This is a genomic window from Streptomyces sp. 147326 (assembly GCF_045000215.1).
Classification (GTDB): Bacteria; Actinomycetota; Actinomycetes; order Streptomycetales; family Streptomycetaceae; genus Streptomyces.
In genome coordinates this window covers 3549306-3572259 of record NZ_CP134201.1, presented here as the reverse complement: position 1 = coordinate 3572259, position 22954 = coordinate 3549306, and the positions used below count along the sequence as shown (strand labels likewise).

General features: G+C 71.3%; 21 protein-coding genes and 2 pseudogenes. 10 read left to right on the top strand and 13 right to left on the bottom strand.

Going from position 1 to position 22954, the window contains the following annotated elements:
* Positions 1 to 103: 103 nt before the first annotated feature.
* The 3 genes from RIU97_RS15755 to RIU97_RS15745 are packed head-to-tail and all read right to left on the bottom strand — an operon-like array spanning position 104 to position 1695.
* Positions 104 to 850 (bottom strand): TetR family transcriptional regulator, encoded by a 747-nt coding sequence (locus RIU97_RS15755; RefSeq protein WP_404957274.1) that lies wholly within the window; start codon positions 848 to 850, stop codon positions 104 to 106.
* A gap of 11 nt (positions 851 to 861) precedes the next feature.
* Positions 862 to 1287, bottom strand: a complete 426-nt coding sequence (locus RIU97_RS15750; RefSeq protein ID WP_404957272.1) for a thiol-disulfide oxidoreductase DCC family protein — start codon at positions 1285 to 1287, stop codon at positions 862 to 864.
* A 3-nt stretch (positions 1288 to 1290) separates the two neighbouring features.
* The gene (locus tag RIU97_RS15745) at positions 1291 to 1695 is read right to left on the bottom strand and encodes a hypothetical protein (RefSeq protein ID WP_319725769.1); all 405 of its coding nucleotides are present in this window, start codon (positions 1693 to 1695) and stop codon (positions 1291 to 1293) included.
* Positions 1696 to 1796: 101 nt separating this feature from the next.
* Between RIU97_RS15745 and RIU97_RS15740 the strand changes: the two are divergent.
* Positions 1797 to 2539 (top strand): annotated as a pseudogene (locus RIU97_RS15740) (cyclic nucleotide-binding domain-containing protein); the annotation flags it as partial.
* Positions 2540 to 2588: 49 nt separating this feature from the next.
* Here the strand turns inward: RIU97_RS15740 and RIU97_RS15735 are convergent.
* Together RIU97_RS15735 and RIU97_RS15730 are read right to left on the bottom strand one after the other, a co-directional pair.
* A complete protein-coding gene (locus tag RIU97_RS15735) occupies positions 2589 to 3140 on the bottom strand; it encodes a hypothetical protein (RefSeq protein ID WP_404957269.1) in 552 nt (183 codons plus the stop codon).
* Between the two features lie 42 nt (positions 3141 to 3182).
* Entirely contained in the window at positions 3183 to 4298 is a 1116-nt protein-coding gene (locus tag RIU97_RS15730; protein ID WP_404957267.1) for a serine hydrolase domain-containing protein, read from the bottom strand.
* Between the two features lie 131 nt (positions 4299 to 4429).
* On the opposite strand from RIU97_RS15730, the gene RIU97_RS15725 reads away from it, so the two are divergent.
* Positions 4430 to 4822, top strand: a complete 393-nt coding sequence (locus RIU97_RS15725; RefSeq protein ID WP_404957265.1) for a hypothetical protein — start codon at positions 4430 to 4432, stop codon at positions 4820 to 4822.
* Entirely contained in the window at positions 4822 to 7239 is a 2418-nt protein-coding gene (locus tag RIU97_RS15720; RefSeq protein ID WP_404957263.1) for a DUF4132 domain-containing protein, read from the top strand. The genes RIU97_RS15725 and RIU97_RS15720 overlap by 1 nt, the downstream gene beginning before the upstream one ends.
* 76 nt (positions 7240 to 7315) lie before the next feature.
* Here RIU97_RS15720 and RIU97_RS15715 read toward each other — a convergent pair whose 3' ends face one another.
* From RIU97_RS15715 to RIU97_RS15695, 5 genes are all read right to left on the bottom strand, one after another.
* The gene (locus tag RIU97_RS15715) at positions 7316 to 8074 is read right to left on the bottom strand and encodes a succinate dehydrogenase iron-sulfur subunit (RefSeq protein WP_389123214.1); all 759 of its coding nucleotides are present in this window, start codon (positions 8072 to 8074) and stop codon (positions 7316 to 7318) included.
* On the bottom strand, positions 8074 to 9828 hold the full coding sequence (gene sdhA, locus RIU97_RS15710) for a succinate dehydrogenase flavoprotein subunit (protein WP_404957260.1): 1755 nt from the start codon (positions 9826 to 9828) through the stop codon (positions 8074 to 8076). The genes RIU97_RS15715 and sdhA overlap by 1 nt, the downstream gene beginning before the upstream one ends.
* Positions 9829 to 9851: 23 nt before the next feature.
* The gene (locus RIU97_RS15705; RefSeq protein WP_361757804.1) at positions 9852 to 10343 is read right to left on the bottom strand and encodes a succinate dehydrogenase hydrophobic membrane anchor subunit; all 492 of its coding nucleotides are present in this window, start codon (positions 10341 to 10343) and stop codon (positions 9852 to 9854) included.
* A 5-nt stretch (positions 10344 to 10348) separates the two neighbouring features.
* Entirely contained in the window at positions 10349 to 10729 is a 381-nt protein-coding gene (gene sdhC, locus RIU97_RS15700) for a succinate dehydrogenase, cytochrome b556 subunit (protein ID WP_404957258.1), read from the bottom strand.
* A 152-nt stretch (positions 10730 to 10881) separates the two neighbouring features.
* Positions 10882 to 11487 carry a 2-oxo-4-hydroxy-4-carboxy-5-ureidoimidazoline decarboxylase gene (locus RIU97_RS15695; RefSeq protein WP_404957256.1) on the bottom strand — a complete coding sequence of 202 codons (606 nt, stop codon included), beginning with the start codon at positions 11485 to 11487 and terminating at the stop codon, positions 10882 to 10884.
* A 340-nt stretch (positions 11488 to 11827) separates the two neighbouring features.
* Between RIU97_RS15695 and RIU97_RS15690 the strand changes: the two genes are divergently transcribed.
* Both RIU97_RS15690 and RIU97_RS15685 read left to right on the top strand, forming a co-directional pair.
* Positions 11828 to 12580 carry an RNA polymerase sigma factor gene (locus RIU97_RS15690; protein WP_404962850.1) on the top strand — a complete coding sequence of 251 codons (753 nt, stop codon included), beginning with the start codon at positions 11828 to 11830 and terminating at the stop codon, positions 12578 to 12580.
* Positions 12580 to 13644, top strand: coding sequence for a hypothetical protein (locus tag RIU97_RS15685; RefSeq protein ID WP_404957254.1), 1065 nt, complete (start codon positions 12580 to 12582; stop codon positions 13642 to 13644). Before RIU97_RS15690 ends, RIU97_RS15685 begins: the two co-directional genes overlap by 1 nt.
* 261 nt (positions 13645 to 13905) lie before the next feature.
* Here the strand turns inward: RIU97_RS15685 and RIU97_RS15680 are convergent, their stop codons facing one another.
* The gene (locus RIU97_RS15680) at positions 13906 to 14784 is read right to left on the bottom strand and encodes a peptidoglycan-binding protein (protein WP_404957252.1); all 879 of its coding nucleotides are present in this window, start codon (positions 14782 to 14784) and stop codon (positions 13906 to 13908) included.
* 177 nt (positions 14785 to 14961) lie between these two features.
* Here RIU97_RS15680 and RIU97_RS15675 point away from each other — a divergent pair, with 177 nt between their 5' ends.
* On the top strand, positions 14962 to 16542 hold the full coding sequence (locus RIU97_RS15675) for a methylmalonyl-CoA mutase (RefSeq protein ID WP_404957250.1): 1581 nt from the start codon (positions 14962 to 14964) through the stop codon (positions 16540 to 16542).
* Between the two features lie 45 nt (positions 16543 to 16587).
* A complete protein-coding gene (leuE, locus tag RIU97_RS15670; RefSeq protein WP_404957248.1) occupies positions 16588 to 17238 on the top strand; it encodes a leucine efflux protein LeuE in 651 nt (216 codons plus the stop codon).
* Here the strand turns inward: leuE and RIU97_RS15665 are convergent.
* A complete protein-coding gene (locus tag RIU97_RS15665) occupies positions 17231 to 18598 on the bottom strand; it encodes a polysialyltransferase family glycosyltransferase (protein WP_404957246.1) in 1368 nt (455 codons plus the stop codon). The genes leuE and RIU97_RS15665 overlap by 8 nt on opposite strands.
* Positions 18598 to 19578, bottom strand: coding sequence for a glycosyltransferase family 2 protein (locus RIU97_RS15660; RefSeq protein ID WP_404957244.1), 981 nt, complete (start codon positions 19576 to 19578; stop codon positions 18598 to 18600). The genes RIU97_RS15665 and RIU97_RS15660 overlap by 1 nt, the downstream gene beginning before the upstream one ends.
* A gap of 176 nt (positions 19579 to 19754) precedes the next feature.
* Between RIU97_RS15660 and RIU97_RS15655 the strand changes: the two genes are divergently transcribed.
* The 3 genes and pseudogenes from RIU97_RS15655 to RIU97_RS15645 all read left to right on the top strand — a co-directional run bounded on the left by RIU97_RS15655 (position 19755) and on the right by RIU97_RS15645 (position 22906).
* Positions 19755 to 21209 carry a DUF6716 putative glycosyltransferase gene (locus RIU97_RS15655; protein WP_404957242.1) on the top strand — a complete coding sequence of 485 codons (1455 nt, stop codon included), beginning with the start codon at positions 19755 to 19757 and terminating at the stop codon, positions 21207 to 21209.
* Positions 21206 to 21574: pseudogene (locus RIU97_RS15650) on the top strand (cytidylyltransferase domain-containing protein); the annotation flags it as partial. The gene RIU97_RS15655 and the pseudogene RIU97_RS15650, both read left to right, overlap by 4 nt.
* Positions 21575 to 21997: 423 nt before the next feature.
* Positions 21998 to 22906 carry an N-acetylneuraminate synthase family protein gene (locus RIU97_RS15645; RefSeq protein WP_404962849.1) on the top strand — a complete coding sequence of 303 codons (909 nt, stop codon included), beginning with the start codon at positions 21998 to 22000 and terminating at the stop codon, positions 22904 to 22906.
* Positions 22907 to 22954 lie beyond the last annotated feature (48 nt).

The following is a 22954-nucleotide window of genomic DNA, read 5'->3' as shown; positions in this document are numbered from 1 at the left end:
CGCCATGGCCTGCGAGGCAGTCACTGGTGCCCAGTGCCTCTCTGCCGGGGCCGGGGTCTGGCGCCTGTGGGAACTCAACTGGCTCTGAGCCGGAGCCCCGGGCCTACGAGGGTTCCGGCTCAGAGCCGGGGTCCGGGTCCGACGCCTTGCGCCGGGCCCCCGCCGTGGCCGTCTGGGCCATGCCCGGCAGGAAGTCCGCGAAGAGTTCGTGCACTTCCCGCACCAGCGGCCGCAGCACCCGGAACCTGGCCAGGACGATGCCCCGCGTCGTCAGCTGCGCGCCGCGCTCGGCGAGCCGCCGCGTCTTCTCGCTGTTCGGGGAGCGGTCGAAGACCCAGTACAGGACCAGGCCCATCTGCGAGAGCCACATGAGCTCCGGCAGCACGTCGGCCAGCTCGGCCGGCACCTTGGTCTTCGCCCCCGCCAGCACCTCGCGGTGGATGTCGATCGCCGCCTGCCGCGCCGTTTCGGATTCCGGCGAGAACGGGCTGAGCGGACTCTCGGGGTCGGCCGCGTTCTTGAAGAACTGCGAGGCGAACTCGTGGTACGGAGCCGCGATGTCCATCCAGCTGGTCAGTACGCCCGCGAGCCGCTTCTGCAGATCGGTCTCGTTGTCCAGGATGGGCCGGACCGCTGCCTGGTGGGCGGCGCCGATCCGGTCGTAGAACCCCTGGACCAGATGTTCCTTCGATTCGAAGTAGTAGTAGGCGTTGCCGACCGAGACACCGGCCTCCTTCGCGATACCCCGCATCGTCGTCTTGTCGAAGCCGCGCTCCTGGAAGAGACGGAGCGCGGTTTCGAGGATGAGCGTGCGGGTCTGCTCGCTCTTGGGAGCCTTCTGATCAGTCACGGTGTATGAGCCTATCGGGGGACGGAGCACTGGTCGTCACAGGCCGGTCCCTCCGCACTCTCGGGCCCGCCCTCGGTCCGTACCGCCTGCCGCCAGGCGGAGGCGGTGTACATGGCGGCCCGGGCGAAGGGCCGGCCGGCCGTGGTGGCCAGCCAGTTGGCCTTCGGCCGGTGTTCCGCCAGCGCCCACAGGCACACGATGAAGGCGTCGGTCCCGGTCCACACCTGCCCCGAGTCCCCGATCACGGTGATCTCCTTCAGCGTCGACGCGTGGTCGAGCTGCGGGTACCGGCGCTGCGCCTCGTACGAGCCCGCGGGGACCAGGGCGAGCGGGACCAGCCGGCGCTGCGCGAGCAGCCAGTGCCGGATGTGCACGCAGAGCGGACAGTTCGCGTCGTACAGGACGGTCAGTTTCCGTATCGCTCCCGTGGCGGCCACGGTTCAGGCCCCGGCCGGCGCGGTCCACCCCTGCGGGGGGACGGGCGGGGTCTGCTGGCGCTCCATGATGCCCCGGCGGCGCATCTTGTTCAGGACCCACACGTTTCCGAGGTGCATGACCCCGAGGACCAGCAGGACGACGCCGAGCTTGACCGAGAGGGCCTCGAAGAGGCCGCGGGCGCTGTCGATCTCTTCGCTCGACCTCAGGTAGAGGGTCACGAAGCCGATGTTCACGAGGTAGAAGCCGACCACGAGCAGCTGGTTGACGGCGTCCGCGAGCTTCTCGTTCCCCTGGAGGACGTCGCCGATGAAGACGCGGCCGTTGCGGCTGAGCGTGCGGGCCACCCAGACGGTGAGCCCGATGCTGATGAGCAGGTAGATGACGTACGTGACCACGGTGAGGTCCATTGCCCCAGCCCCCTTGAACGCGTTCAAATGCTTACGTCGTTGACTGTAGGGCCTTTTTTGAACAAGTTCAAGCGAGCGGAGAGGCCCTGGGTGCACACGCCCGGCGGCTCTCGTACACGCTCGGCGACGGCCGCGTCACCTTCGTCAAGAACGGCTCCAAGGTCCACGTCATCCCGGCCGAGCTGACCGAGCTGCCGCTCCTGCGCGGCTTCGACGATCCGCTGGCGCTCGGCGCGCTGGCCGAGAAGTTCGTGCAGAAGGAGTACCAGCCCGGCCAGGTCATCGTGCACTCCGGCAAGAAGGCCGACCACGTCTTCCTCATCGCCCACGGCAAGGTCGAGAAGATCTGCCCGGGCAAGTACGGGGACGAGAACGTCGTCGGCCGCCTCGGCGACGGCGACACCTTCGGCGGCCACACCCTGGCCCGTGCCAAGGGCACCACCTGGGAGTACACCGCCCGCGCGGCGCCCACCCGAAGGCCATCGCCGCCTTCGGCAAGGAGTGCAACAAGCGGGGCATCGGTCTCGACGGCGTCGAGGTCGACGGCCACCGCATCCCCGCCTGGCGAGGGGTGCCGCTCCTGCCCTGCGGGAAGATCCCGCTCACCGCACAGCACACCTCCTCGATCATCGCGGTGCGCACGGGCGAGGACGACGAAGGCGTGATCGGCCTCTACCAGACCGGCCTGCCGGACGAGTTCGAGCCGGGGCTCAACGTCCGCTTCATGGGCATCGACGAGCGCGCGGTCATCTCGTACCTCGTCACCGCCTACTGCTCGGCGGCCGTCCTGGTCCCGGACGCCGTCGGCGTCCTGGAGAACGTCGAGGTCCGTCCGCGTGCGTGAGGGCGGCGGCTCCCGCCGGCCGGGGCCCCGCCCCGCCCGGTCGGATCCGTCAGAAGCTCAGTGACCGGGCGTAGTTCACCTGAGACATCACCCACTGGTAGGTGCCCGCGTTCGTCGCCGGGATCATCGTGGAGTGGTGGCGGCCGCCGCTGGTCACCGTGACCTGGATGTAGCCGGTGGTGGTCTTCTCCTTCATCAGGAGGAAGAGCAGGCCGAGCAGGCAGAAGATGAAGAACACGATCGCCAACACGATCGCGTGGGGCGGGATCTTCTCCTCGGTGCGCGAGAAGTCGGTCGCGTTCCACATCGCGCCCTTGAGCGGCATCGGGCCCGACGGGGTGATGATCTGGTCCCCGGCGATGGTGATGTCACCGAGGGACAGGGCGGCGCCGCCGACCGGGGCGGCGGCGGGGTAGCCGGGGGCCGGCAGGCCCGCGCCGCCGATGGTCGGCTGGTAGGCCGGGGCCGCCGGATAGGGCTGGGGGTAGCCGTAACTGGCCTCGCCGGGGCCCCACTTGTAGTCGTCCTGGCCGGGGGTGCCGGGCTGACCGCCCTGGCCGGCGGGGTCATTGGCGTACGGGTTCGGCTGCTGCTCGCTCATATGGCCGATCCTTCCACAACGACACCCTTCCCCGTGTGCCGGTCAGAGAGCTGCCTCGACGATGCCGGTGACGTGTTCGATGGCCTCGGCCCTGGTCGCGGTCCGGGTCGGCAGGAAGGAGTACGTGACCGCGCGGCGGCCGTCCGCGGTGCCGAAGACCCCGCCGGAGTACTGGGCCATGCTGCCGGTCTTGCCCCACACCTCGGTGCCGTCCGACAGCGTGTAGGGGGCCAACCCTCCCGCGCTGTAAGGCTCCTTGGCGGACTTGGAGAGCGGGGGCATGACGAACAGCCGCCGCTGCTGCGCCGGCGGCAGCAGACGGCCGCCGAGCAGCGCCTTCATGAAGCGCTCCATGTCGGGAGCGTTGGAGATCATGCCGCCCTCGGCCCACGCCCACGGCTCCTTGGGGGTCGGCGCGTCCAGTGACGGAGAGGGGACGGACGTGTCCCCCGGCTGCGGGAGGTACGTGTGGCGCAGGCCGAGCGGGCGTGTGATGCGCCGCCGGACCTCGTCGGCGTAGGTGTGGCCGGTGACCTTCTCGATCGCCAGGCCGAGGATGAAGTAGTTGGCGCCGTTGTACTGCTGGACGGTGACGGGGGACTCCGGTGCGGCGGCGCAGCTGGTCCAGGCGCGGACCACCCGCTCGGGCGTCAGACCGAGGCCGTCGCCGAGGGGCTCGCAGGGCAGGCCGAGGCCGCTGGTGTGGCTCAGCAGCTGGCCGATCGTGATCGGCTTCCAGTGCGCCGGAACGGTGTCGGGGAGGACCTCGCGGACCGGGGTGTCCAGGGTGAACCGCCCCTCGGCGACCAGCTGCAGCACCACCGTGGAGGTGAACAGCTTGGTCATGCTGCCGATGCGGAAGGACGCCGCGGGGTCCTGGGAGAGCGGGCCCGTCGCCTTCGTCCAGCGGACGCCCGGCCCGGAGATCCGCACCATCGTCCCCGTCGCGACACCGTCGGGGGCCATCGCCTTCGCCAGGGCCTCCTCGTCGACCGCCGGACGATGGCCGAAAATCGTGCCCGTGCCCGCCACCGGAGCCGGGTTCGGCTGGGCCGAGGCCGGCAGGGCGCCGACGGTGAGCGAGGCCACGGCCGCGCCGGCGGCTGCCAGGGTGATCCAACGGGCCGTGCGCGTACGGAGGTTCGCGGGGTTCGTCATGACCGCAAGCCTGCCGTGAGCAAGATCCGCCGACCATGAGGGACGTCCCCCACCCGCCCCCGACCCGCCCCTGACCTTCCGTCCGGTCCCGCCCCCGCCCGTTGTCAGTGGTCGCCCCTACGGTCGGCGGTATGGGAATGGTGACTTTCGTCGACGAGACGACCGCCGGGGGCCGTGGCGACGGCTGGGGACTCGAGATCGCCGAGGAGCGGCTCGCGCTGCGCGAACTGATCCGGCGCAGGGTGTTCCAGGAGGTCGCGGAGTACCACGCCCGGCGGCCCGAGGTCTTCCGGGGGCTGGTCCAGCCGGAGGAGGCCGAGCGGGCCCTGAACGGGTACGCGCTGCGCACGCCGCGCCGCATCGACCCGGAGAAGCAGACCGAGCTGGCACTCAGGGCGTTCGAGCGCAACGGCTTCCTGGTGCTGGTGGGGGACCGTCAGATCACGGAACTGGACGAGGAGATCGTCCTTCCGCTCGGCGTCGAGGTCACCTTCCTGAAGCTCGTCGCCCTGGTGGGTGGCTGATGACGACGGCGCACGAGGCCAAGGCGCTGGCGGACGGACTGGTCCGCCGGGCCGTGACGGCGAATCTCCACCAGCCCGCCGTCATGGAGCAGCTCGACGGGGTGCAGCGGCTCCCGGAAGACGACCGGCGCCGGCTGGTCGAGGCCCTCGCCGACCGCTACCGGCGGGCATCCGACACCGAGCGGGTGCAGGAGAAGGTCCTGACCCTGATCGCGATCGTCGGACGCGGTCTGGACGGTCTTCCGCTGGCCGGGGAGCGCACCGCCCGGCTCGACGTCCTCGCCCGGTCCCATTCCTACTGGTTCGCCGACCGGCACGAGGTCCTCGCCGACGCCGAGCTCGCCGCGGGGCACGCGCTCTCGCCCGCCGTCATCGCGACCATCCGGCGCAGCGCGCTGAGCTCGTACCGTGACAGCAGCCTCCCCGCGTTCGCCGCGCGGCTCACCGAGCCCGTGCTCAACGTCGGCGAGGAATGGGCCGAGCGGGCCATGGAGGACGGGGGCCTGCGGGAGCTGCTCGCGTACGCGCTGACCGCCACCGCCGCCAAGCCTTCCGCCGCATGGGAGAAGGGCGGCCGGGCGCTCATCGGGACCCTCGGCGGCGACGCGGTGCGCGAAGCCGTGCTGCCGTGGCTGGCCCTCGTCGGGCGGCCCCGCACCTTCGAGCTGGAGCGGGCTCCGTACGAAGCGGACGTCAACAGTGCCTTCGACCCGTACAACGCCAACGCCCTGCGCGGCCTGGCCTGGCTGCTGTCCTTCCTCCCGCCGCACCCCGCCACGGTCCGCGCGCTCGGCGTGCTCGTCGAGTGCTCCCTGCGCAAGGCCGCCGGACTCGGGCCGCGCAACCCCAAGGTGGCCAACGCGGCGGTCAACTCCCTGGCCCGGCTGGACGGTGAGGCCGCCCTCGCCGAACTGGCCAGGCTCGGCTCCCGGGTGACGTACAAGGGCACCCTCAAGCTCATCGACGCGGCGCTGGAGACGCGCGCCGCCGCCCTCGGGCTGAGCCGCGAGGAGATCGAGGAGCTGGCCGTTCCCGCGTACGGGCTGACGGAGGTGGGGAAGGCCGAGTTCCGCGTGGGGGAGGCGATCGCGCTGCTGGAGGTGCGCGGGAACAAGGCCGCACTGACCTGGAGCAACGCCACCGGGAAGCGGGTCAGGGCCGCGCCCGCCGCCGTCCGCAGGGACCACGCCGAGGAGCTCAAGGACCTCAAGGGCCTGGTCAAGGACATCGACAAGTCCCTGTCCGCGCAGGCGGAACGGCTGGACCGGCAGTTCCTGGCCCGGCGCACCTGGGCGTACGGGCAGTGGCGTGCGCGCTACCTCGACCACCCGCTGGTCGGGACCCTGGCCCGGCGGCTGATCTGGACCGTGGACGGGACGGCCGCCTGCTTCGCGGACGGTGCGCTGCGCACCCTCACGGGAGCCCCCGTCACCGGCGGCGCCACCGTCGAGCTGTGGCACCCGGTCGCCGCCGTGCCCGCCGAGGTGGTCGCCTGGCGGGAGTGGCTGGAGCGGCACGCCGTGACCCAGCCCTTCAAGCAGGCCCACCGCGAGGTCTACCTGCTCACCGACGCCGAACGCAGGACACGGACGTACTCCAACCGCTTCGCCGCGCACATCCTGCGCCAGCACCAGTTCAACTCGCTCGCCGCCGTCCGGGGATGGCGCAACAAGCTCCGTCTCTGCGTCGACGGCTCCGCCCCGCCGGCCACCCGCGAGCTGCCGCAGTGGGGGCTGCGGGCCGAGTACTGGATCGAGGGCGAGGGGCAGGAGTACGGGCTCGACACCACCGACGCGGGGACCTACCTGCGGCTGCGGACCGACCAGGTGCGCTTCTACCCGGTCGACGCCCCGCAGAACTGGGCGAGCACGTACGGCGGCGGGTACGCCATGTGGCCGGAGGACGGCCGCCGCCGCCACGTCGACCCGCTGCCGCTCGACCGGATACCGGCGCTGGTGCTGAGCGAGGTGCTCCGGGACGTCGACCTGTTCGTGGGCGTGGCCAGCGTCGGCAACGACCCGACCTGGTCCGACGGCGGGCCGCAGGGCCGCTTCCGCGAGTACTGGACCTCGTACGGCTTCGGCGAGCTGAACCAGAGCGCGGAGACCCGGCGGGCGCTGCTGGAGCGGCTGGTGCCGCGCCTGGCCGTCGCCGACCGCTGCACGGTCGAGGGCCGCTTCCTGCACGTGCGGGGCGAGCTGCACACGTACAAGATCCACCTGGGCTCGGGGAACGTCCTGATGACCCCGAACGACCAGTACCTGTGCATCGTCCCCGGCGGATCCACCGCTCCCGACACCGGCTACCTGCCCTTCGAGGGGGACCGGACGCTGGCCGTGATCCTCAGCAAGGCCATGCTGCTCACGAAGGACACGGAGATCACCGACCCGACCATCGTCAGCCAGCTCCGCCGCTGAACGCCTGCGGGAACGACGAGGGCCCCGCACCCGGTGAACCGGGTGCGGGGCCCTCGTACGGGCACGGGCCGGGAAATCAGAAGCGGCGCGTGATCAGGGCGCGCTTGACTTCCTGGATCGCCTTCGTGACCTCGATGCCGCGGGGGCAGGCATCGGTGCAGTTGAAGGTCGTGCGGCAGCGCCACACGCCGTCCTTGTCGTTCAGGATCTCCAGCCGCTGCTCGCCGGCCTCGTCACGCGAGTCGAAGATGAAGCGGTGCGCGTTGACGATCGCCGCCGGGCCGAAGTACTGGCCGTCGTTCCAGAACACCGGGCACGAGGACGTGCACGCGGCGCACAGGATGCACTTGGTGGTGTCGTCGAAGCGCTCGCGGTCCTCGGCGGACTGCAGGCGCTCGCGCGTCGGCTCGTTGCCCTTGGTGATCAGGAACGGCATGACGTCGCGGTACGCCTGGAAGAAGGGCTCCATGTCGACGACGAGGTCCTTCATCACCGTGAGGCCCTTGATGGCCTCGACGGTGATCGGCTTCTCCGGGTTGATGTCCTTGATCAGCGTCTTGCAGGCGAGCCTGTTCTTGCCGTTGATCCGCATCGCGTCGGAGCCGCAGATGCCGTGCGCGCACGAGCGGCGGAAGGTCAGCGTGCCGTCGAGGTCCCACTTGATCTTGTGGAGACCGTCGAGCACGCGCTCCTTCGGGTCGATCTCGACCTGGAAGTCCTGCCAGGTCGACTCCTCCGAGATCTCCGGGTTGAAGCGGCGGATCCGGAAGGTGACCGTGATGAACGGCGAGGCGGCGGCCGCCGCCTCCATCTTGTCCAGGGTGGGGGTGGCCATCAGTACTTACGCTCCATCGGCTGGTAGCGGGTGACGACGACGGGCTTGTAGTCCAGCCGGACGGAGTCCTTGCCGTTGTCGCCGACCTCGCGGTACGCCATGGTGTGGCGCATGAAGTTGACGTCGTCGCGGTTCGGGTAGTCCTCGCGGTAGTGACCGCCGCGGGACTCCTTGCGCGCCAGCGCGGACACGGCCATGACCTCGGCCAGGTCGAGCAGGTTGCCCAGCTCGATGGCCTCCAGCAGGTCCGTGTTGAAGCGCTTGCCCTTGTCCTGGACGGACACGTTCTTGTAGCGCTCGCGCAGCTCCGCGATCTTCTCGACCGCGGTCTTGATGGTCTGCTCCGTACGGAACACCATCACGCACGCGTCCATCGTCTCCTGGAGCTCCAGACGCAGGTCGGCGACCCGCTCCTTGCCCGTGGAGTTGCGCAGGTGCTCGACGAGGTCGATGACCTGCTGCGCCGGGTTCTCGGGGAGCTCGACGTAGTCGTTCTCCTGCGAGTACCTGGCCGCGGCGATACCGGAGCGCTTGCCGAAGACGTTGATGTCCAGCAGCGAGTTGGTGCCCAGGCGGTTCGCGCCGTGCACCGACACGCACGCGACCTCGCCGGCCGCGTACAGGCCCGGGACGACGGTGGTGTTGTCCGCCAGGACCTCACCCTCGACGTTGGTCGGGATGCCGCCCATGGCGTAGTGCGCGGTGGGCTGGATCGGGATCGGGTCCGTGTACGGCTCGATGCCCAGGTAGGTGCGCGCGAACTCGGTGATGTCCGGGAGCTTCGCGTCGAGCTGCTCCGGCGGCAGGTGCGTCAGGTCCAGGTACACGTGGTCACCGGCGGGACCGCAGCCGCGGCCCTCACGGATCTCGGTGTAGATGGAGCGCGAGACGACGTCACGGGACGCGAGGTCCTTCATGACCGGCGCGTACTTCTCCATGAAGCGCTCGCCGTCCTTGTTGCGGAGGATGCCGCCCTCACCGCGGGCGCCCTCCGTCAGCAGGATGCCCATGCGCCAGATGCCCGTCGGGTGGAACTGGAAGAACTCCATGTCCTCGAGCGGCAGGCCGCGGCGGTAGCAGGCCGCCTGGCCGTCACCCGTGAGGGTGTGCGCGTTGGAGGTCACCTTGAAGAACTTGCCGGTGCCGCCGGAGGCGTAGATGACGGCCTTGGCCTGGAACACGTGGATTTCGCCGGTGGCGAGCTCGTACGCGACCACACCGGCCGACTTCTTGACGCCGTCCTCCTCGACCAGGAGCTGGTCCAGGACGTAGAACTCGTTGAAGAACTCCACGCCCTCCTTGACGCAGTTCTGGTACAGCGTCTGGAGGATCATGTGACCGGTGCGGTCCGCGGCGTAGCAGGACCGGCGGACCGGGGCCTCGCCGTGGTTGCGCGAGTGGCCGCCGAAGCGGCGCTGGTCGATGGTGCCGTCCGGCGTGCGGTTGAACGGCAGGCCCATCTTCTCCAGGTCGAGGACCGCGTCGATGGCCTCCTTCGCCAGGATCTCGGCGGCGTCCTGGTCGACCAGGTAGTCACCGCCCTTGACCGTGTCGAAGGTGTGCCACTCCCAGTTGTCCTCTTCCACGTTGGCCAGCGCGGCGGCCATGCCGCCCTGCGCGGCACCCGTGTGGGAGCGGGTCGGGTAGAGCTTCGTCAGCACCGCGGTGCGGCTGCGCTTCGTCGACTCGATGGCGGCGCGCATGCCCGCGCCGCCCGCGCCGACGATGACGGTGTCGTACTTGTGGATCTTCATTGGTTTCGCCTCAGCCCCGTTGCCTAGCGGATGTTCGGGTCGAAGGTGAAGATCACCAGCGTGCCCAGAAGGATGGTGAACACCGTGGCGGTGTAGAGCAGGCCCTTCAGCCACAGCCGCGTGTTGGCGCGCTCCGCGTAGTCGTTGATGACCGTACGCAGACCGTTGGCGCCGTGCAGCATGGCCAGCCACAGCATCAGCAGGTCCCAGACCTGCCAGAACGGGGAAGCCCACCGGCCGGCCACGAAGGCGAAGCCGATCTTGGAGACGCCGCCGTCGAGCACCAGCTGGATCAGCAGGTGGCCGATGACCAGGACGACGAGCACGATGCCCGAGAGGCGCATGAAGAGCCACGCGACCATCTCGAAGTTGCCGCGGGTCGAGCGCGGGGTCTTGCCCGTGCGCTTGCGCGGGGCCTCGATGTAAGGCGCGGGGTTGTCGACGTCGTAGAGGGACACGCCCTCCACGCCGCCGACGCCCTTGGTCATGTCGACGGAAGAAGTGTCAGAAGACATGCGTGTCACTTCCCGAACAGTTCAAGGTAGGCGTGGCCCAGTACGGGGATCAGGGCCCCGACCATCAGCGCCATCCAGATGACCACGACGGACCAGAGCATCTGCTTCTGGTAGCGCGGGCCCTTGGACCAGAAGTCCACGGCGATGACACGGAGACCGTTGAGCGCGTGGAACAGGATTGCGGCGACGAGGCCGTACTCCAGCAGCGCGACGATCGGAGTCTTGTAGGTAGCCACCACGTCGTCGTACGCCTCGGGGGAGACGCGGACGAGTGCGGTGTCGAGGACGTGTACGAACAGGAAGAAGAAAATGAGGACGCCGGTGACTCGATGAGCCACCCAGGACCACATTCCTTCCCGGCCGCGGTACAACGTTCCAGCCGGCACGGAAAACCCTCCGGAAGCGGGGCGGGGGCCAGCCGGCTTCTTTGTCGGTCGGGCCCGGCCGGGTACGGTCCTCCGGCCCCGGACATCGTAGCGACGCTTTGTCGGTTCCCTTGCGCGGGGGCCATCGGTGTGATCAAACAGGCACGTACGGACTATCCCACAGGGGCGAATAGCCCGATTTCCGTGGCAGTCGGCCCATCCGTGGAGGTCAGCCAGCGTGTCAGGTCCCAGAGCCGGGCCTGTGCGACGCGGCGCAGCTCGTCCGCGGAGATCGAGCGCTCCTCGTCCACCTCGTGCGTCATCCGGCGGCGGATCGCCCCCAGCAGCTGGTCCGCCTGCTCCTCGGGCGGATGCCCTGCGAGGCAGATCACGAAGGCGTGCCCGAATTTACGTTCGTACTCCGCGTGCGCCGCGTCGAGGGCCAGCAGGGCGGCGTACGGCGCGCCGTGGTCCAGCTCCGCAGAGTTCTCCGCGGCCAGCGCCTCGGTCAGGTCGGCCTGCGAGAGGTCGTACGAGGCCTCGTCCGCGGCGGCGAGCAGGGCGCCCGGATCCGGGTAGGGGCGGTGGGTGGCCACCCGGTGCGCCCAGCGGCGGCTCCCGCAGCACTGCAGCAGGACGGCCTGGGCGGTCTCGGGGGACAGGACGTTGAACCGCGCCAGCCCTGAGCCGTGAGAAGGATCGGAGCAGCCGCGGGCCTGTCCCGGAAGGTGGCTGGACAGCGGGGGGCTCCTCTGGGCGCGGCGCGGGTGTACCGCCACGCTAGCGATGCAAGGCAGGGTGTGTCGTACCCATCAGGGGTTTTCACCCGGAAGTGAGCCGAAAGGATGACGTGAGCGCCGCAGCCAGGCCCGGGAAGTGGTCCGGGAGGGGGAGGGCGACCGAGGCCGCCACCCCCCACAGGAGAGGCCCCGGCCGCCATCCGTCACGGACTCGTGCGACAAGCCCGTATCCCTGTCAGCGCCTCGAGTGCGTTTTGTGTCACACCTCGCTCCGCACAGGGTTGGTTGCACGTTGTATCACGCGTGGACGCGAGGTACTTGAAAGCCGTAACGTGCTGATTTGCGCCACACGTACAGGACAGTGAACGGGTTGGGGACTTTGCTGGGGGACGACGCGGAGCTGACCGCCGCGGTGCTCGCGGCACAGGACGGCGACGAGAACGCGTTCCGTGCTGTGTACCGCGCCGTGCACCCACGCCTGCTCGGATACGTACGCACGCTCGTCGGGGACGGCGACGCGGAGGACGTGACCTCCGAGGCCTGGCTGCAGATCGCCCGCGACCTCGACTCCTTCACCGGCGACGCCGACCGCTTCCGCGGCTGGGCCGCCCGCATCGCCCGCAACCGGGCCCTCGACCACATCCGCATGCGCGGCCGCCGTCCCGCCATCGGCGGCGACGACACCGAACTGGCCGCGTGGGCCGCCGACTGCGACACCGCGGGCGCGGCGATGGAGTCCCTCTCCACCGGCCGGACCATGGCCCTCATCGCGAAGCTGCCGCAGGACCAGGCCGAGGCCGTCGTCCTGCGGGTCGTGGTCGGACTGGACGCCAAGAGCGCGGCCGAGACCCTCGGCAAGCGGCCCGGTGCCGTACGGACCGCGGCGCACCGGGGTCTGAAGAAGCTGGCCGAGCTGCTCGGCGAAGAGGGTTCCGAGGGCGGGTTCGGGCCCGACCAGGGCACCGGCGCGGAGCCGGCCGCGGCGGTCGGCCATAATGCCGGTGGCCAGCCGTGGGACGGCGGGGGCGGGAGGGATCTCGACGCCGTACCCGCACAGCGTGGCCGAGGCGGGGGCTTCGTAGAGCAAACCGGTGTGACGCATTCACGTTGGCGGACGCAGAAGGACATGTGATGGCCGACGAGCGCAACAGGTGGCTGGACCAGGCCGCGGCGGACAGACTGCTGCGCGGCGAACCGGCGGAACCTGTGGGCCCGGCCGGCGCCGAACCGCGCGCCCGCGTCGAGGCCGCCCGGCTGCGCGCCGCACTCGACGCCCTGGAAGCCCTGGGCGCCGGCGGAGCGCTGCCGCCCGCGGGAACGGAACTGCCCGGCGAGGCCGCGGCCGTGGCCGCCTTCCGTACGGCGCGGACCGCCGCCGGCCGCTCCGCGGACCGGTCGGAGCGGACCGCGACGGCCGGATCCGGCGAACCCGTGGTCGATCTCGGCCGTCTCGTCCCCTCCTTCGCACCCCCACCCGCACCCGCCCGCCGGCGCGGCCGGACCGTGAGCTTCGGTCTGGCGGCCGCCCTGGCGAGCGTCGCCGTCGGCGGCCTCGCCGCGGCGGCGGGTGCCGGGCTGCTGGACCGCGACCGGCACGACAGTGCGGGACCCGGACCGGCGATGTCCGTCACCGCCGGCGAGAACGCGGACCCGGGCATCGACAGCGGAGCCCCGACGCTCACCCCGAAGCTGCGGCCCACCCCGCTGCCGGACGGCTCGAATTCGATGCTCACCCCGGGCCCGTCGCAGCCGCCGGGCACGGACGGACGTACGGTGCCCGGCACCGGAACCGGCGGGGACACCTCGGCGGGCACCTCGCTGACCGGCGGCTCGGGCAAGGACACCCGGGGCGACCTGAGCGGCGCGGGCGGCACGGGCGACAAGGACCCGGACCGGGACACCTTCGGCGGCGGAGACACCGGCAAGGACCGCGAGCGGCGCGAGCGGGAGAACCTGATCAAGGCGCTGGACCTCTGCCAGGACTACCGGTCGGGCCGCCTCGACGACGACCGCCGCGAGCGGCTCTCACGCCTGGCCGACGGGCTCACCCGGATCCCGGACTACTGCAAGTCGCTGCTGGAGCGGGACTCCGGCGGCAGGCGCAACGACACCCCGCTGGGGGACGGGGTGCTCAAGGCCCCGACCCTGGACCCGGCGGTTCCGCGGGGCTCGACGGGCCTGCGCGCCGGTCTCTGACACATGCGCTGAGCTGCCTGTAACACTTTTCGAACCGGCGGCGCAGTACATATCGAGCCGACTGGTCATCGGCCGCGCATGAGCCGGGGTTCCCCCCGTACCCCTGGGCTCTGCGCAACCGGCGCGGGCGGGGCACGTTCCCCCGGCCCTGCCCGCGCCCTTTACTTCGACCCCCGGAGGCCGTCCCTCGGCCTCCCACAACAAGGCCTTCGACCGGATCCGGTCGAAGGCCTTCCGCATGGGCCCGTGGGGCCGCGCGCATCACCAGTACACGACGACCTTGTCGCCGACGTTGACCTGGCCGAAGAGGTTCGACAGCTTGCCCTTGTCCCGGACGTTCACACAGCCGTGCGAGGCGCCGTTGTAGCCGCGGGCCGCGAAGTCGGCCGAGTAGTGCACGGCCTGGCCGCCGCTGAAGAACATCGAGTACGGCATGGCGGTGTGGTAGAGCGTGGACGTCCACTCCTTCTCCTTGCGGTCCACCTTGAAGACGCCCTCGCGGGTCGGGGTGTTCTCCGAACCGAAGCGCACGTCCATGGTGGAGATGACCTTGCCGTCGATCATCCAGGCGAGGGTGCGGCTCTCCTTGCTGATGCACATCACCCGGCCCTCCATGCAGCGCGGGTCCGGCGCGTCGACCTCGTTGACGGTCGGCGGGCGCAGCTCGTCGTCGGTGGGCTTCTTGCTGGCGCTCTGGATCTTCTTCCAGGTGGCGTCGTCGACCGAACCGGTCGCGTTCAGGCCGTTCTTCGACTGGAAGGACTTGACCGCGGCCGTGGTCTTCGAGCCGTAGAAACCGGTCGGCGCCACCGACATCAGCTTGAGCTGGCGCAGACGCGCCTGGAGCTCGCGCACCTGGTCGCTGTCGTCGCCGTTGGCCATGATCTGCTTCACCGAGGGCGAAGGAGAGGACGACGGGGAAGCCGAGGCGGAGGGCGACGCGGAGGCCGACGGCGAGGCCTCGCCGGGCTTGTCGTCGGTGGTCGGTGAGGCTTCGGGGGAGACGCCCGCCGTGGGCGAGGACGAAGCCGGGGAAGCGGAGCCGGCGGACTCCGACTTCTGCGGCCCGCAGGCGGTCGCGGTGAGCGCGACGGCGGTGGCAACCCCGAGCGTGCGGATTATGAATCTCTGGCGCTGCATTGCAGTCCCCCGGTTTCTACGTCGTGTATCTAGGTGATGCCTGCCGCGCGTGGAGAGTTGCACTGGGCCACGGGATGTTGCGCCATTGTGACCAGCAGCCGTCCGCGGTCTTGAGAAGAGATGGCGGGCAAGGCTGTACCAGCCCGGGCCCGGCAGCTCCACGGAGGTCTTCGTCACATGGCACGCACCGAGAGCGGACTCCCGATCGAACCCGTCTACGGGCCCGGCGACCTGACGGGGTGGGACCCCGCGGCCGCCCTGGGCGAACCGGGTGATTTCCCCTACACCAGGGGGATTTATCCGAACATGTACACCGGTCGGCCGTGGACCATGCGGCAGTACGCCGGCTTCGGCACGGCCGCCGAGTCCAACGCCCGCTACCGGCAGCTCATCGCCGGCGGCGGCACCGGACTCTCCGTCGCCTTCGACCTGCCGACCCAGATGGGACACGACTCCGACGCCCCGCTCGCGCACGGAGAGGTCGGCAAGGTCGGGGTCGCCGTCGACTCCGTCGACGACATGCGGACGCTGTTCGACGGGATCCCGCTCGACCGGGTCTCCACCTCGATGACCATCAACGCGCCCGCCGCGCTGCTCCTGCTGCTCTATCAGCTGGTCGCGGAGGAACAGGGCATCCCGGGCGGGCAGCTGACGGGCACCGTCCAGAACGACGTCCTGAAGGAGTACATCGCTCGGGGGACGTACATCTTCCCGCCCGAGCCCTCGCTCCGGCTGACGGCCGACACCTTCCGCTACTGCCGGGCCGAGATCCCCAAGTGGAACACCATCTCCATCTCCGGCTACCACATGGCCGAAGCGGGGGCCTCGCCCGCGCAGGAGGTGGCCTTCACCCTCGCCGACGGCATCGCGTACGTCCGTACGGCCCTGGCCGCCGGGATGGCGGTCGACGAGTTCGCGCCCCGGCTCTCCTTCTTCTTCGTCTCCCGCACCACCCTGCTGGAGGAGGTCGCGAAGTTCCGCGCGGCCCGGCGGATCTGGGCCCGCGTCATGCGCGAGGAGTTCGGGGCGCGGGATCCGAAGTCGCTGATGCTGCGCTTCCACACCCAGACGGCCGGGGTCCAGCTGACCGCGCAGCAGCCCGAGCTGAACCTCGTACGGGTGGCCGTGCAGGCACTGGCCGCCGTCCTGGGCGGCACGCAGTCCCTGCACACCAACTCCTTCGACGAGGCCATCGCGCTGCCGACGGAGAAGTCCGCCCGCCTCGCGCTGCGCACCCAGCAGGTCCTCGCGTACGAGACGGACGTGCCGCACACCGTGGACCCGTTCGCCGGGTCGTACGCCGTGGAGCGGATGACGGACGAGCTGGAGGCGGCGGCGCTCGCGCTGATGCGGCGGGTCGAGGACCAGGGCGGGGCGGTGGCCGCGATCGAGAACGGCTTCCAGAAGGGCGAGATCGAGCGGAACGCCTACCGCATCGCGCAGGAGACCGAGAGCGGGGAGCGGGTGGTGGTCGGCGTCAACCGTTTCGCGCTCGACCGGGAGGAGCCGTACGAGCCGCTGCGCGTGGACCCGGCCATCGAGGCGCGGCAGTGCGCGGCGCTGGCGCGGCTGCGGGCGGAGCGGGACCCGGCGGCGGTCTCGGCGGCGCTCGCGGCCCTGCGGGAGGCGGCCGCGGGAACGGAGAACGTGCTGTATCCGATGAAGGAGGCGCTGCGGGCGAGGGCCACGGTGGGGGAGGTGTGCGGGGCGCTGCGGGAGGTGTGGGGGACGTACGAGCCGACGGATTCCACATGGTGAAACCCGCTGGACTGTCAGGTGTGTCCTCATGGGACACTCCTGCGCATGCTGGGTGTCACCGATCTGCCGACGTACCTCGCCGGCCTCGTACTGATCATTCTTCTGCCGGGTCCGAACTCGCTGTACGTGCTCTCCGTGGCCGCACGGCGAGGGGTGCGGACCGGATACAAGGCCGCCGCCGGGGTGTTCACCGGCGACGCCGTGCTGATGGTGCTCACCGCCGTGGGCGCCGGAGCACTGCTCCGGGCGAGCCCGCTGGTGTTCACCGTGGTCAAGTTCCTCGGCGCCGGGTACCTGGCCTGGCTGGCCGTGGGGATGATGCGGGGCGCCTGGGCGCTGTGGCGCACGCGCCGGGAGCGGCAGGAGGCGCCGGCCGCCGCCCCCGCCGAACCGGGCGGCAACGAGCGGCCCTACCGGCGGGCGCTGCTCATCAGCCTCCTCAACCCGAAGGCCATCCTCTTCCTGATGTCCTTCTTCGTGCAGTTCGTGGACCCGTCCTACGCCTACCCGGCGCTGTCGTTCCTGCTCCTCGGCGCTCTGCTGCAGACCGGCAGCTTCGTGTACCTGACGCTGCTGATCTTCGGCGGCACCCGGCTCTCGGAGGCATTCCGCCGGCGCAAGCGGCTGTCGGCCGGCGCCACCTCCGCGGCGGGCGTGCTCTTCCTCGGCTTCGCGGCCAAGCTCGCCGTCAGCTGACGGCGCGGCGCAGCCGGCTCAGCCGCCGTACGGCCCGGCGCACCGCGCGGCTGCGCGGCAGGAACGAGAGCTGCGCCGGGATGCCGCCCGGCAGCCCCAGGGCCGTGAGCCGGCGGCGGGTGAAGTACCGCCAGGTGCGGGTGGTCAGGTGCCGGGCCAGGTAGGCCTCGGCCGCCGGCCGGCGTGCGGCCAGGATCTGCGGCTGCATGGTGAACCCGACGGCGGTCAGCAGCGCCGCCGGCTTCCCCCGGACCTGCTCGGGTGTCGGGGGCGCCCAGGTGCGCACCGCCTCCGCGTCGGCGAGGTCCGGGAGCAGGGCGTCCACCAGGGCCAGCGGGACCCGGTTGCTGTTCGGGTACGGGGTCAGGCGGGCCAGGACCGCTTCCGTGCCGGTCCGGGCCACCGGGAGCCCGTACAGGGTGGCGGCGGTCAGCAGACCGGTGGAGAAGCAGCCGACGACCAGTGCCGGACGCAGCCGCTGGTAGAGGGTCTCGGCCAGTATCGGGGCGGCGATCACGGTCAGCCGGGCGCCGAGCCGCCCGGCCTCCTCCTCGGCCCGGCGGGAGTACGCGGCCGGGGCGCCGGGATGCGGTTTGAACACCAGCTCGTTGTGGCCCAGGGCGTGGGCGCCCCGCACCATCGACACGTGGAGCTCCTCCTCCTCGGCCAGGGTCATGAGGTCGAGCGCCGAGAGGTACTGGCCCAGGAGGAGCGCCGGCGGCTCGGCCCCAGGAGCCTCGACGGCGCCGGCGGTGGCCTCGGCGGTGCCGGTGGCCTCGGCGAGTTCGGCGAGGACCTTGAGGACGGACTCCGTCGGCACCAGCTCCTCCCGCGCCCCGAACTCGGTCAGCAGCAGCGGCTTCAGGCCCGGTACGAGGTCCAGGTGGAGCACCCGCCGCACCCGCATCCCGAGCTGCGGGTCCAGCCGGAAGCGGGTGGGTCCGTAGCTCATCAGCCCGTCGGCGTAGACGTCGACCGCGGCGCCGGGGAAGAGCCGGCACAGGGTCTGGGCCGGCGGCACCTGCAGGGACTCCACGATCAGCTCGACGCGGTCCTCGCCGAGGTCCCACAGGGAGCGCAGCTGCCGTTCCCAGATCGGGGCGTCCTCCGCGCGCGGGGCCCAGGTGCTCGGGTGCTGCGGCTCGATGACCCGGTTCCAGTCGAGCACCTCGTCGAAGCGGGTGCGCAGGGCGGCGAAGCCCGGCATGTCCGCGACCCCCGGGGTCACCTCGGCGGTGACGGCGTGATTGCTGGTCAGCAGGATCCGGCGGCCGGCGGGAGGGAAGCAGCCCGCGTCGATGCCCGCGGCAAGCGTGGCCGCACCGTAGAGGGTGGAGGCCAGGAAGATCTGGGTGGGCATCAGGCGGCCGCTCCCGACGGGGTGCGGCGGCCGCCGCGCACGCGCCGCAGCAGGGTGGAGCGTTCGATGTCCATCGAGTCCAGGACCTGGTCCAGAACCTCCTGGGGCATGCGGCCCATCGCGGCCGCGCTCATCGAACGGAGTTTCTTGGCCACGGCCGGTTCGAACCTTTCGATGGATCCGAAATGGTGCGCGATAATCGCGCAATATGTTCGGACGGCTTTCGGGAGCAGCAGACCGGATTCCCGGTCGGCGGCGACGTCCGCCAGCACTTGATCAAATGCGCGGATGAAATCGAGCTGCCGTTCGTCCCCGATCTGCGTCAGGGACGTGGCGACCCCGCGCCGGTAGAAGATCCCGGGCAGGCCCACCGCGGCGAAGGACTCCGCCTCCCGGTGCAGCCGCCAGATCCACGGCCGGTCCTCCGCCGTGCGCAGTCCGTCCGTGAAGTGCAGGACCCCGCGATCCAGCAGCCGCCGGTGGTACATGCCGGCCCAGGCGTACGGGTAGTCCACCGAGGTGGCCCGGTCGACGGGCAGGATCGCGGTGCGCGGATCGGCGACGACCGACTGCGGGCCGTACGGGACGCGCTGCACGCTCCGCGACCTGCCCGTGCACCGGACATGGTCGGTGCGGATGAAATCGCAGCTCAGCGCCTCTATGGCGGCCAGCGTGCGGGCCAGGTGGCCGGGGGCCAGCCAGTCGTCCCCGTCCAGGAAGGTGAGGTACTCGCCGCGGGCCGCGTCCAGGCCGGTGTTCCGCGCGGTGGCCAGGCCGCCGTTCCGCTCGTGTCTGAGGTGCACCGCCCCGGGCAGCTCGCTCGCCGCCCGCTCCAGCAGGCCGGGCGTCCCGTCCGTCGAGCAGTCGTCGACGAGCAGGAACTCGAAATCCTCCCGTGCGTTGAGTTCGAGACTCTTGAGGGCATCCGGTGCGTATGTCTGCACGTTGTAGAACGGCACGACAACAGAGAGCTTGGGCACCCGCGAGACATTAGGGCGCCGCCCGGCATTCACTGTGGCCCGGATGCGGATTCCACGTGAACGACGCGGGGCGGGCGAGTTAACCCGTGCGCTTTCGCATTGAGTCGACACGTTGTTAACCCGCTGTTGTGCGTTCGTTGGGCCGATCACCGAAATTGCGGAATAGCTTCTGCCGCGTGCCAGAACGCAAACGCGTCGCCGTACTCGCCGATTCCGATACGCGATGGAAATGGGGCGCACTCACCGCCCGCCGTCTCGTGCCCGACCACCAGCTCACCGGATACCTGCTGCGCGGCCGCGCCACACCCACCGCGCGCCAGCTCGGTGAGGTGGGGGTGCGGGCCGACCGGCTGACCGAGGTGACCTGCGCGGAGTTCCTCGCCGAGATCGGGCGGGAGCGCTACGACGTGGTCGTCCTCGCCCTCGTCGGAGGGGCCGTCCAGGCCGTCCTGCACGGGGCCCGCGCCCTGTGGCCGACCCCGGCGAAGCGCCCCGTACTCGTCACCGGATACGTCGGTGTCGTATACGAGAAGCTCGCCGACGGGCTGCTGCTGCGGCACGGGGCCGACCTCGTCCTCGCCAACTCCCGCCACGACGCGGAGCGTTTCCGCGCCGTGTACGAGGGGGTCGGCGCGGACGCCGGAGCCGTCACCGAGACCGCGCTGCCCTTCCTGGGCGGGGCGCCGTACGAGCCGGCCGGCAGCAGGGCCCACACCGTGGTCTTCGCCGTCCAGCCCTCCGTGCCCGACAGCCGCGCCGACCGCGCCTACCTGCTGGAACGGGCCGCCGGGCACGCGCGGCTGCACCCCGAGCGGGAGGTGCTGATCAAACTGCGCAGCAAGCCCGGGGAGCACACCACGCACCTGGAGGAGCAGCCGTACCAGCGGCTCGCGGAGAAGATCCCGGGCGGACTGCCCGCCAACTGCCGTCTGGTGTACGGGAACATGGGCGAGGTGCTGGACGGCACCGACCTGCTGGTCACCGTCTCCTCCACCGCCGCCCTGGAATCCCTGCACCGCTCCATCCCGACGGCGATCCTCACCGACCTCGGCATCCGCGAGGCCCTCGGCAACCACCACTTCCTGGGCTCCGGCTGCCTGGCCTCGTGGGACCAGCTCGACTCCGGCCTCCTCCCGGAGGGCGATCCGCTCTGGCTGGCGGCCCAGGGCGTACTCCCGGGCCGGGCCACGGCCGCGCCGGTCGCCGCCGAACCGGTCGCCGCCGAACCGGTCGCCGCCGAACCGGTCGCCGCCGAACCGGGTGCGGCCGAACCGGGTGCGGCCGAACCGGCCGAGGCCGCGCATCCGTCCGCCGAGCCCGCCGCAGGCGCGCCGCACGACGCCTACGCCGTCGCCCGGGCCAAGGTCGCCGGGCTGGTGGCCGCGGCCCGGCTGCCCGCCCCCGCGCCGTACTACACGCTCACCACCGCCCCCCGGTACCTGCCCGGGATCCTCGCCCGCCACCACCTCGCCCCCGACGGCACCCCGCTGCCCGGTGCGGTGCGCCCGTCCGCGGGGGAGTCCCGGCTGCGCCGCCGGCTCCGCGCCCACCTGCGCGAGGCCGCGCGCGGTGCGTACCGGCACGGCGTGCAGCGCGTCGCGCCGGTGATCCGCAGGCTGGGGGAGCTGTGAGCCCCCGCGTCCTCGCCGTGATCCCGGCCCGCGGCGGCTCCAAGGGGGTTCCGGGCAAGAACCTCGCCGAGGTCGCCGGCACCCCGCTCGTCGCCCGCGCCGTCCGGGCCTGCCGCTCCGCGCCGACTGTCACCGACGTGGTGGTCTCCACGGACTCCGGCGCGATCGCCGAAGCCGCCCGCGCCGCCGGAGCCGACGTGATCGCCCGTCCGACCGCGATCTCCGGCGACACCGCGAGCAGCGAGGCCGCCCTCCTGCACGCGCTCGCCGCCTTCGAGGAACTGCACTCCGTCAGCGTGGACGTGGTCCTCCTCGTCCAGTGCACGAGCCCCTTCCTCACCGCCTCCGACGTCGAGTCGGTCGCCGTGGCCGTCGCCTCCGGGGCGGCCGACTCGGCCCTGACCGCGGCCCCCTTCCACGGGTTCCTCTGGCGCTCCGGAGCCGACGGCTCCGGAGTCGGGGTCAACCACGACCAGGCGTACCGCCCCCGGCGCCAGGACCGGCCGCAGGACCTGCTGGAGACCGGCGCCGCCTACGCGATGGACGCCGACGGCTTCCGCGCCGCCCGCCACCGCTTCTTCGGCCGCACCCTGCCCGTCACCACCGACCCCTCCCGGGTCCTGGAGATCGACGACCCGCACGACCTGGAACGCGCCCGCCTGCTCGCGCCCCTGCTCGACCCGCACCCCGCACCCCGCTCATCCCCGCACACCGAGCCACACCCCCAGCCCCACCCCGACCCGCAGCCCACACCCCGCACACCCCCGCACCGAAGGACGCCCCCTGCCATGACCTCCACCCCCGACCCCCGCCTCCGTGCCTTCGGAGCGCGCACCGCGGGCCCCGGCCGCCCCGTCTACGTCGTCGGCGAGATCGGCATCAACCACAACGGCGACCTCGGCAACGCCTTCGCCCTGATCGACGCCGCCGCCGAAGCCGGCTGCGACGCCGTGAAGTTCCAGAAGCGCACCCCGGAGATCTGCACCCCGCGCGACCAGTGGGACATCGAACGCGACACCCCCTGGGGCCGGATGACCTACATCGACTACCGCCACAAGGTCGAGTTCGGCGAGGACGAGTACCGCGCCATCGACGAGCACTGCGCCAAGCGCGGCATCGACTGGTTCGCCTCCCCGTGGGACACCGAGGCGGTCGCCTTCCTGGAGAAGTTCGACGTACCCGCCCACAAGGTGGCCTCCGCCTCCCTCACCGACGACGAGCTGCTGCGCGCCCTGCGCGCCACCGGCCGCACCGTCGTGCTGTCCACCGGGATGTCCACCCCGCAGCAGATCCGCCACGCGGTGGAGGTGCTCGGCAGCGCCAACATCCTCCTCTGCCACGCCACTTCCACCTACCCGGCCAAGGCCGAGGAGCTCAACCTGCGGGTCATCGACACCCTGCGGGACGAGTACCCCAACGTCCCGATCGGCTACTCCGGTCACGAGACGGGTCTGCAGACCACCCTCGCCGCCGTCGCCCTCGGCGCCACCTTCGTCGAGCGGCACATCACCCTCGACCGCGCGATGTGGGGCTCCGACCAGGCCGCCTCGGTCGAGCCCGGCGGCCTGACCCGCCTGGTCCGCGACATCCGCACCATCGAGACCGCCCTCGGCGACGGGGTCAAGCGGGTCTACGAGTCCGAGCTCGGCCCCATGAAGAAGCTCCGCCGCGTCCGGGGCGAGCTGGCAGCCGTCTGACCTGCGGTTCGGCGCGTACGAGTTCCGCCCCCTGACAAGGAGTACGTG